The organism is Sphingomonas kyungheensis, assembly GCF_037120395.1.
Classification (GTDB): Bacteria; Pseudomonadota; Alphaproteobacteria; order Sphingomonadales; family Sphingomonadaceae; genus Sphingomonas; species Sphingomonas kyungheensis.
This window is the reverse complement of sequence record NZ_JBBBDM010000009.1, coordinates 59,120-68,606: the sequence shown is the minus strand read 5'-3', so window position 1 is coordinate 68,606 and position 9,487 is coordinate 59,120. Positions and strand designations below refer to the sequence as shown.

Sequence of the window (9,487 nt, the reverse complement as noted above, 5' to 3'; positions counted from 1 at the left end):
TCAATAGGTCAGGCGGATGCCACCGAACGCGGCGCGGCCCGGCTGACCATATTGGTAGATGGTCTGGTAGCGCTCGTCGAACAGGTTCTCGATCCGGCCATAGACTTCGAGATGCGCGAACACCGGGAAGGCGGCGCGCACGTCGGTGAGGACATAGCCGTAGAGCCGCCGGGTGTTGGTGGCATTGTCGAAACTGTCGCCGACCGCGGTGATCGTCGCGCCGGTGGTCAGGCCGAACGGCCAGCGATAGTCGGCGTTGACCGTGACGCTGTTGTCGGGCCGGCGGGCGAGCGCCCGGCCGAAATTGGCGGTGCCCGTCGAGCGGTTGGTCGCGTCGAGATAGGTATAGGCGGCGCTGAAGGTCAGCGCCTCGACCGGGCGCAGCGTCAGCGCGAACTCGACGCCCTGCGCCCGGCTGCGCGCGACATTGTCATAGGTCCCGAACGGCCGGTCGACGCAGATGCCGGTCAGCGGTTCGGCACAGGAGACGAAGTTGATCAGGTCGAAGGAGGTGCGCCGGAAATAGGTCGCGCTCGCCTCGATCGCGCCGTCGAGCGCCTTCTGCGTCACGCCCGCGTCCCAGCCGCGCGACCGTTCCGGCCGGAGCGCGGCATTCCCGTATTCGCTCTGCAGCTGGTACAGGGTCGGTGCCTTGAAGCCTTCCGAATAGCTGGCGCGGAAGGCGGTCTTGCCGTCGTTGGGCGACCAGACACCGCTGCCCGATACCGTCGTCGCGCCGCCGAAGATATTGTGATCGTCGTGGCGGATGCCGCCGGTCGCGGTCAGTCCGGCGATCGGCGTCACCGCCAGCTGGCCATAGACGCTGAAGATGCGCGCCCGGCCCACCGTCGGCGTGCCGCCATAGCTCGAGGTGGTGAAGCGCGACACCTCGCGCTCCGCGCCGAAGGTCGCGAACACCGCCTGGGTCAGGTCGACCGCACCCTGATATTCGATCCGGTCATTGCGCCCCTTGCCGGCGAAGGTCTCGCGCGGATCGCCGTCGGGATCGTAATTGTGGCGGTTGCTGTCGGTATGCGCATAGCCGAGGCGGTTGCGGAAGCGGCCGTCGAACAAGGCGGCATTGAGCCCGCCATAGCCGGTCCAGCGCTCGCTGGTGCCATATTCGCGCGTATCGCCGAAGCTGTAGGTCGGCGGCGGGAAGCCGTCGATGTCGGTATGGCCGTTCGAGTAGAAACCGCGCAGGTCGACCGAGACGTTCGGCGCGAGCGCGATGCCGAGGCTGCCGTTGGCGGCGTAGTTGCGGAAGCCGTCGCGCTCCGTGCCGGGCGCATAGGCCGAGATCCCGTCGGTGGTGTAATAGCCGCCGCCGAGGCTCGCCGCGACCGGCCCCATCTTGCCCGACACGTTGGCGAAGCCCTGGCCGGTCCCGTGCCAGCCGCCCTCGGCGCGCGCATTGACCGACAGTTGCTCGGTCGGCTGGCGGGTGATGAGGTTGACGACGCCGCCGATCGCCTGGCTGCCCCACAGCACCGACTGCGCGCCGCGCAGCACCTCGATCCGCGCGATATTGCCGATCAGCAGCCCGCCGAAATCGAAGCCGCCGCCCGGCGACGACGGGTCGTTGAGCTTGATGCCGTCGATCAGCGCCACGGTCTGGTCGCTCTCCGCGCCGCGGATGTTGACCGAGGTGGCGGTGCCGACGCCGCCGTTGCGCACCACGGTGACGCCGGGGGTCTGGCGCAGCAGGTCGGAGACGACGACTGCCTGCCGCTGCGTGATCGTCGCGGTGTCGAGCACCGTCACCGCCTGGCCGACGGTATCGGCGGGGCGGGCGGCGCGATTGGCGGTGACGATGATGTCGTCGCCCGCGGCGGCGGCACGCGCGAGGTCGCCGGTCGCCTGCGCCGATTGGGCAAGGGCAGGCGGGGTTGCCGCGAGGCACGGCAACAGGATCAGGCAGGCATAGGTCTTCACGATGGTTTCCCCCCGTTCGCAACAACGGAGGCACGCGCCGCTCATCGCCGGAACCGGTCCGTCGCGCGCCCCCAACACCGTCGTCACGCGAGGAAACCCTCGATCGCCCGGAACACCCCGTCCGCACGAAGGACAACCGCGACAGGCAGGTCTCCTGGCTTCCGGGTCGTCACCCTGCCCGGCCTTCCCGGATCGCTCCGATCCAGTGGCACGCGGGGAGCAGGACTCGCCGGTCACAGTTGCGGGGACAGCCCCGGATGACGAGCGTCACGCTCGCTTCCGGGTTCCCTTTTCATCCCATCTCTGGGAACCTGTCGTGTCGGCGCCCCTAGGCCGATGCGGAGATGAAGGCAAGATGATCGCAGCCAAGACGCTGTTCCTCGGCGGTGCGCGCTCGGGCAAGAGCCGGCTGGCGCAGGCCGCGGCGGAGCGGACCGCCGGCCCGCTCCACTATCTCGCCACCGCCGAGGCGCATGACGACGAGATGGCAGAGCGGATCGCGCGCCACCGCGCCGATCGCGACGGTCGCTGGCGGACGATCGACTGCCCGGTCGCGCTGCCGCAGGCGATCGCCGCCATCCACGAGGGCGCGATCCTGGTTGATTGCCTCACCTTGTGGCTGAGCAACGTCATGCTCGGCGGGCATGACCTCGCCGCGCAGGGCGAGGCGCTCTGCGCGGCGCTCGCCGCGACCCGGCAGCCGGTGTTCGTGGTCAGCAACGAGGTCGGGCTCGGCATCGTCCCCGACCACCCGCTCGGCCGCGCCTTCCGCGACGCCGCGGGACGGCTCCACCAGCAGGTCGCGGCGGTGATGCACGACGTCTATTTCGTCGTCGCCGGCAGGGTGTTGCCGTTGCAGCCCTTCCCGCACGACACGGCAGCGCCCGGTGATCTCGCTAAATGAACGCAAGATGAAACTACCATTCTAACGGCGTCACCGAACGGTCACGGAGACTACGCAGGACAGCCCTAACGGCCCGGATCATCCAACAAACGAGATCAGGGGGACGTCGCATGTCCAAGGTTACCCACGCCCGCACCTATCTGCTGACCGGGGCCGCATTGCTGGCGCTCGGCGGCGCCGTACCCGCCTTCGCGCAGACGCAGTCGACCACCGCGGGCGATCCCGCCGCGGCGCCCAGCGTCGTCGCCGATCCCGATCCGGACACCGGCGGCGGCCAGTTGCAGGACATCGTCGTCACCGCGACGCGGCGCGAGACCAATTTGCAGAAGACGCCGATCTCGATCAGCGTGCTCACCACGCAGGGCCTGCAGGACCGCCACGTCCTCAGCCTGTTCAACCTCGCCGACGGCACCATTCCGTCGCTGCGCGTCGCGACCTTCGAAGCGCGCCAGTCGGCGCTGACCATCGGTATCCGCGGCATCGTCCCCTACGACCAGAACCAGACCGCCCGCGACGGCGGTGTCGGCGTCTATATCGACGGCGTCGCGCTGGGTAAGACGCAGGGCCTCAACGCGGCGCTGTTCGACATCGAGCGGATCGAGGTGCTGAAGGGCCCGCAGGGCACGCTGTTCGGCCGCAACACCGAAGGCGGCGCGCTGTCGCTCGTCTCCAAGGCGCCGACCGGCCAGTTCGGTGGCCGCGTCACCGGCGGCGTCGGCAATTACGGCAGCTACAATACCGACGCGCACCTCGACCTGCCGTCCTTCGCCAATATCGCGCTGAAGCTGGACGGCGTCATCCAGCATCAGGACCCGACCGTGAAGGATCCGCTCACCGGTTCGACCGGCTGGAACTATTACGATCGCAAGGGCGGCCGCATCGCCGCGCGCTGGAAGCCGGTCGACGGCCTCACCGCCGACTTCGCCTATGATTATGCGAAGGACGAGAACACGCCGCAGTACAGCCAGCTGATCAGCTACAATCCCAACAACTATACCGTCGGCGCGTACAACGGCCTGTCGCTGGTCCTGCCGGGCACGACCACCCCGTGCGGCGGCACCATTGCTGCGGGCAACACCAAGCCCGTCTGCATCGCGCCCAAGGCGCCGCTGGTCGGCGTCCACCCCGATCGCCAGACGGTCGCCGACGTCGGCGTGCCGCAGCAGCCCAGCGTCGACATCACGCACGGCGTCTCGTCCAACCTGCGCTACAGCGTCGCCCCGGCGGTCGAGCTGCGCTCGATCACCGCATGGCGCGGCGTCAGCACCGACCAGTGGGACAATTCGGGTGGTCCGGAGCGTCAGACGTTCACGCCGAGCTCGGCGTTCAGCCGCTACAGCCTGTCGTTCCTGCGCCAGCACCAGTTCAGCCAGGAATTGCAGGCGGTCGGCAGCGTGCCGCAGCTCGATTACGTCGTCGGTGCGTATTATTACACCGAACATGCGACCGAATATGCCGCGACGCCGCTCAGCAACCTGTGGAACACCAACGGCACGGCCTATACCATCCGCAGTCCGATCCCCGGCAATGCCAATGCGATCAGCAGCAGCAATTCGGGCTATCAGCAGTATGATCCGTCGTGCAACAACACGCTTGCGACGACGGTGCCGCAATTCGCCAACAGCTGCCAGTTCATCACCCGCGCCAGCCAGGCGAGCGATCACAATTACTCGCTGTTCGGCAATCTGACCTTCACGCCGGCGGCGCTCGACGACGTGCTGCACGTCACGCTCGGCGGTCGCTGGACCAAGGACAAGCGCCACGGCACGCTCTACGTCGTCAACAACCGTGCCGACCTGGCCACCCCGGGCACGGTGTCGCCGTTCGGGTTCCGCAACAGCATCAGCCGCTTCGACCCGATGGTCAACGTCGCGTTCGATGCGACGCCGGACGTCCACCTCTACGCCAAATATGCCACCGGCTTCCGCGCCGGCGGCGCCAACGACCGCTCGCTCGCGTTCAACGCCTTCGGTCCGGAAGCGGTCAAGTCGTATGAGATCGGCTCCAAGATGGACTTCTGGAACCACAAGGCGCGCCTGAACCTGGCGGGCTACATCATGAACCGGTCGGGCACGCAGTTCGACTTCGACTATTACGACACCAACGGCTCGAGCCCGACGCTGGGCACCCACATCGAACAGACGATCAACGCCGGCAAGAGCAAGATCCGCGGCATCGAGGCCGACCTGACCGTGGCACCAGTCGATGGCCTGACGCTGACCGGGTCCTACGCCTATACCTATTGGAAGGCACCGTCGGCGGTGAACCCGCTGACCCCCGGCGCGCCGGCGCAGCAGCTCTACATCGTCTACACGCCGCGCAACGCCGCGTCGGGTGCGATCGACTATAAGGTGCCGGTCGGCAACGGCGACGCCACCGTCCGCTTCCACCTCGACGGCAATTATGCGAGCAGCCAGTACAGCTTCCAGCTCGAACCGACCAAGACCGACGCCAGCTTCATCATGAACGGCCGTCTGTCGCTCGCCGATATCGCGGTGTCGGATCACAACAAGGTGACGTTCGCCTTCTGGGTGCGCAATCTGCTCGACACGACCTACATCTACCGGCGTTCGTCGGCCAATTCGTCGCCGGTGTACAATTACGGCGCCAACGGCCAGCTCGTCTCGACCAACTATGGCGGCATCCTCGGCGATTATGCCAACTTCAACCCGCCGCGCACCTACGGTCTTGAAGCGACCGTCCGCTTCTGATCGTCCGCATCGCGCGGAAAGGCGAGCCCGAGCACCAGCCCGGGCTCGCCATCCGCGAGGTGCAATTCGCCGCCGTGCAGCCGCATGATCGCGGCGATCAGCGGCAGGCCCAGGCCGTGGCCGGGCCGCTGGCGGCTCGCTTCGAGCCGGCCGAACCGCCGCAGCGCCAGCGCGCGCTGCTCCGCCGGTATCCCCGGCCCATCGTCGGCGATCCGCACCACGGCGCGATCGCCGACGATCGCGATTCCCATCACGATCCGCGATCCCGCCGGCGTATGCCGCAGGGCATTTTCGACACCGTTGATCAGCGCCTGTTCGATCAGCCGCGCATCGCCGACGATCCAGGCCGGCCGCGCGGCATCGACGACCAGGTGATGGCCGCTCTCCTCCGCCACCGGCGCGAGCGTCTCGCCGATCTCGCCGATCAGCATCGTCAGGTCGGTGGCGGCGAAGCCGGCGGTGCGCCGTCCCGTCTCGATCTCCGCGATCCGCAGCATCGCCGCCACCATCGCGAGCAGCGAATCGCATTCGCCGATCGCCTGGTCGATCGCCACCGCCGTCTCCGGCGCGGCGCCCGCCGCGATCGTCGTCAGCCGGCTGCGCAGCCGCGCGAGCGGCGTCCGCAGGTCGTGCGCGACGTCGTTCGAGACGTTGCGCAGCCCCGCCATCAGCTCGGCGATGCGATCGAGCATCCGGTTGAACGCCTGCGCCTGCGAATCGAACTCGTCCTGCGCCCCCGTCACCGGCACCCGCCGCTGCATGTCGCCGGCGATGATCGCCTCCACCGTCCGCCGCGTCGCCGCGAAGCGCCGCGCGATCGTCCGGCCGAAGACGATCAGCCCGCCCAGCACGACGACGAGGATCAGCCCGTAGCCGAACAGATAGATGCGCAGCCTCACGCCGCCATAGCCGTCGAACGGTTCGGTTTCGGCGATGGTGGTCAGCGTCAGCCCGTCGCCGACCCGGCGGGTGAAGGCGCGCCCCGCGGTCAGCCCCTGGATCCGGTCGAGCCGCCGCACGTCGCTGTAGCCGGGTGCGAACCGCCGGGTCAGCGTAACGTTGCCGCCGAGCCGCCGCCCCGCCGCATCGGTCAGCTGGAAACCGATATCGCCGGTATCGCGCCGCCCGGCGAGCGCATCGATCCGCGCGAGCAGCACCGGTGCGCCGTCCTGCGCGCCGTCGGCGGCGACGAGCGCGCTGACGTTCTCGATCCGGCGATCGACCAGATCGGTGATCGTGCCGATCGTCAGCCGATAGGTCGCATAACCGGTCCCCGCCGTCGCGACGAGGAAGGCGGCGAGGAAGCCGACCGTCAGCGACCGCAGGCCGGGCTTCATCCGCGCAGCATATAGCCGATGCCGCGCAGCGTCTGGATCGGATCGTCGTCGCCGCCCTCGGTCAGTTTGCGGCGCAACCGGCGGATATGGACGTCGACCAGATTGGTGTCGGGCATGAAGTCATAGCCCCAGACGCGCTCGATCAGCATCGCGCGGGTCAGCACCGCATCGGCGTTGCGCACCAGCTCGATCAGCAGCTTGAGTTCGAGCTTGGCGAGGTCGATCGGCCGGCCGCGGCGCCATGCCCGGAACGTCGTCGGGCTGACGACGATATCGCCCGCCTGCAACGTGTCGGCGCTCGACGCGGTCCAGCCGCGCCCGCGCAGGATCGCGGTCAGCCGTGCCTGCAGTTCCGACGCCGCGACCGGCTTGACGACATAATCGTCGGCGCCCGCCTCCAGCCCCTCGACCTTGTCCTGCGACGCCGACAGCGCGGTGAGCATGATCACCGGCAGCGTCATCCCGCCGCTGCGCAGCGTCTGCAACACCGACATGCCGTCGAGCCGCGGCATCATCCGGTCGAGGATCACCGCATCGAACGCCGCCTCGTTCATCGCGGTCAGCGCCGCGCGGCCGTCGCCGGCGACCGTCACCGTATGGCCGATGCCGCGCAGTTCGTCGGCCAGCGCCGCGGCATAAGCGGCATCGTCTTCGACCAGAAGCAGTTGGAGCGTCATGCCGCGACTAAACGCTATTCCCGCATCGATCCGTCAAGCGCTTTCACCGGGACCGGCGGACGCCGCGGTGAACTGGATTCGCCGGCGTGGCGTGGCTAAGGCGGGTGCCTTCGAAGGAAAGGCCGAAAGATCAACGACCAACGCGCCATTTCCACCTTTGGACCGCCCGATGCCTGGGCGGCGCTCGCCGCCGCCACGCATGCGATCCTGATCACCGACGCCCGTATCGAATCGCCCGGCCCGACGATCCTCTACGCCAATCCGGCGATGCAAGTGCTGAGCGGTTATGCCGACGACGAGCTGATCGGGGCGACGCCGCGGCTGCTGCAAGGCGCCGACACCGATCGCGCGGTGCTCGCCGAGATCCGCGCCGCGCTCGTCGCCGGGGCGAGCTTCAAGGGCGAAGGTGTCAATTATCGCAAGGACGGCAGCCGCTATGTCGTCGACTGGACGATCGACCCGATCCGCGACGCCGCCGGCACGATCACCGCCTGGCTGTCGGTGCAGCGCGACGTCACCGCGCCGCGGGCCGAAGCCTTGCGCGCGGCGGACCATGCGACGCGGCTCGATGCGATCTTCGCTTATGCCTCGGTCGGCCTGTCGGTGATCGGCTCCGACGGCGCCTTCCTGAGCGTCAATCAGGAGCTGTGCCGGATCCTCGGCCGCAGCGAAGCCGATCTGCTCGGCTGCACCGTCGTCGACGTCACCCATCCGGACGATCTGCCGGCCTCACGCCGCGCGCTCGCCCATGCGATCACCGCACGGCAACCCGCGGTGCTCGACAAACGCTATGTCCGCCCGAACGGTGAGCTGATCTGGGCGAACAGCACCGTCACGCCGATGGCGGACGTCCACGACCGGCCCGGTCATCTGCTCGTCGTCACCGTCGATCTCACCCAGCGGCTGTCGATCGAACGGGCGTTGCAGGAGAGCGAGACGCGCTTCCGCCAGTTCGGCGATGCCTCATCCAACGCCTTGTGGGTGCGGGAGGCGACGACGCTGCGGCTCGAATATGCCAGTGCCGCCTTCGCCCCGCTCTACGGCCTGCCGCCGGGCGGCGAGGAGGCCCCGCCCTGGTCGACGTTGGTCGTCGCCGAGGATCGCGCGGTCGCATTCGAGGCAATCCGCCGCGCGACGGCGGGCGAGCAGCGCACCTGCACCTATCGCATCCGCCGCCCCGACGGCGAGTTGCGCTGGATCCACGACACCGTCTTCGCGCTGAGCAGCGGCGGCGAGCTGGTCGAGCGGATCGGCGGGATCAGCGTCGACGTCACCGATGCGATCACCAATTCGGAACGGCTCGAGATGCTCGTCGCCGAATTGCAGCATCGCACGCGCAACCTGATCAACCTCGTCCGCTCGATCGCCGATCGCACCGCGCGGTCGAGCCGCGACCTGCCCGATTTCCGCGCGCGCTTCATCGACCGGCTCGATGCGCTGGCGCGTGTCCAGAAACTGCTGTCGCGGCTGCAGGATGTCGACCGGGTGTGTTTCGACGAACTGCTGCGCGGCGAATTGTCGGTGATCGCCGGCGTCTCCGACCGGATCGTGCTCGACGGTCCCGCCGGCATCCGGCTGCGCTCGTCATCGGTGCAGATGGTCGCGATGGCGCTGCACGAGCTCGCCACCAATGCGGTCAAATATGGCGCGCTCGGCCAGCCGCAGGCGCATCTCACCGTGCGCTGGTCGCTCGTCACCGCTGCCGACGGCGCGCCGCGCCTGTCGATCGTCTGGCGCGAGTCGGCGGTGGTGATGCCCGCCGACCCCTCCGCCACCGCGCAGGGCAGCGGCCAGGGCCGCGACCTGATCGAACGCGCCCTGCCCTATCAGCTCGACGCCGAGACCCGCTTCGTGCTTGAGACGGACGGACTGTTGTGCACGATCGAGCTGCCCGTCTCGACGACGCCCCCCTCTTCCTGACGG

6 protein-coding genes and 1 riboswitch are annotated in these 9,487 nt (G+C 68.5%); of the genes, 3 read left to right on the top strand and 3 right to left on the bottom strand.

Features of this window, described 5'->3' with window-relative positions:
• The gene (locus V8201_RS15100; RefSeq protein WP_336545796.1) at positions 1 to 1,935 is read right to left on the bottom strand and encodes a TonB-dependent receptor plug domain-containing protein; all 1,935 of its coding nucleotides are present in this window, start codon (positions 1,933 to 1,935) and stop codon (positions 1 to 3) included.
• Between the two features lie 127 nt (positions 1,936 to 2,062).
• Positions 2,063 to 2,265: riboswitch (cobalamin riboswitch) on the bottom strand.
• A 28-nt stretch (positions 2,266 to 2,293) separates the two neighbouring features.
• Here V8201_RS15100 and cobU point away from each other — a divergent pair.
• Together cobU and V8201_RS15090 are read left to right on the top strand one after the other, a co-directional pair.
• Positions 2,294 to 2,839 (top strand): bifunctional adenosylcobinamide kinase/adenosylcobinamide-phosphate guanylyltransferase, encoded by a 546-nt coding sequence (gene cobU / locus V8201_RS15095; protein ID WP_336545841.1) that lies wholly within the window; start codon positions 2,294 to 2,296, stop codon positions 2,837 to 2,839.
• Between the two features lie 110 nt (positions 2,840 to 2,949).
• Positions 2,950 to 5,550, top strand: a complete 2,601-nt coding sequence (locus V8201_RS15090; protein WP_336545795.1) for a TonB-dependent receptor — start codon at positions 2,950 to 2,952, stop codon at positions 5,548 to 5,550.
• On the opposite strand, the gene V8201_RS15085 is transcribed toward V8201_RS15090, so the two are convergent.
• Both V8201_RS15085 and V8201_RS15080 read right to left on the bottom strand, forming a co-directional pair.
• The gene (locus V8201_RS15085; protein ID WP_336545794.1) at positions 5,520 to 6,887 is read right to left on the bottom strand and encodes a sensor histidine kinase; all 1,368 of its coding nucleotides are present in this window, start codon (positions 6,885 to 6,887) and stop codon (positions 5,520 to 5,522) included. The two genes, V8201_RS15090 and V8201_RS15085, sit on opposite strands and share 31 nt — an antisense overlap.
• Positions 6,884 to 7,564 carry a response regulator transcription factor gene (locus tag V8201_RS15080; RefSeq protein WP_037532582.1) on the bottom strand — a complete coding sequence of 227 codons (681 nt, stop codon included), beginning with the start codon at positions 7,562 to 7,564 and terminating at the stop codon, positions 6,884 to 6,886. Before V8201_RS15080 ends, V8201_RS15085 begins: the two co-directional genes overlap by 4 nt.
• A 129-nt stretch (positions 7,565 to 7,693) precedes the next feature.
• On the opposite strand from V8201_RS15080, the gene V8201_RS15075 reads away from it, so the two are divergent.
• Positions 7,694 to 9,484: a PAS domain-containing sensor histidine kinase gene (locus tag V8201_RS15075; protein WP_336545840.1), complete on the top strand. Its 1,791-nt coding sequence runs from the start codon at positions 7,694 to 7,696 to the stop codon at positions 9,482 to 9,484.
• Positions 9,485 to 9,487 lie beyond the last annotated feature (3 nt).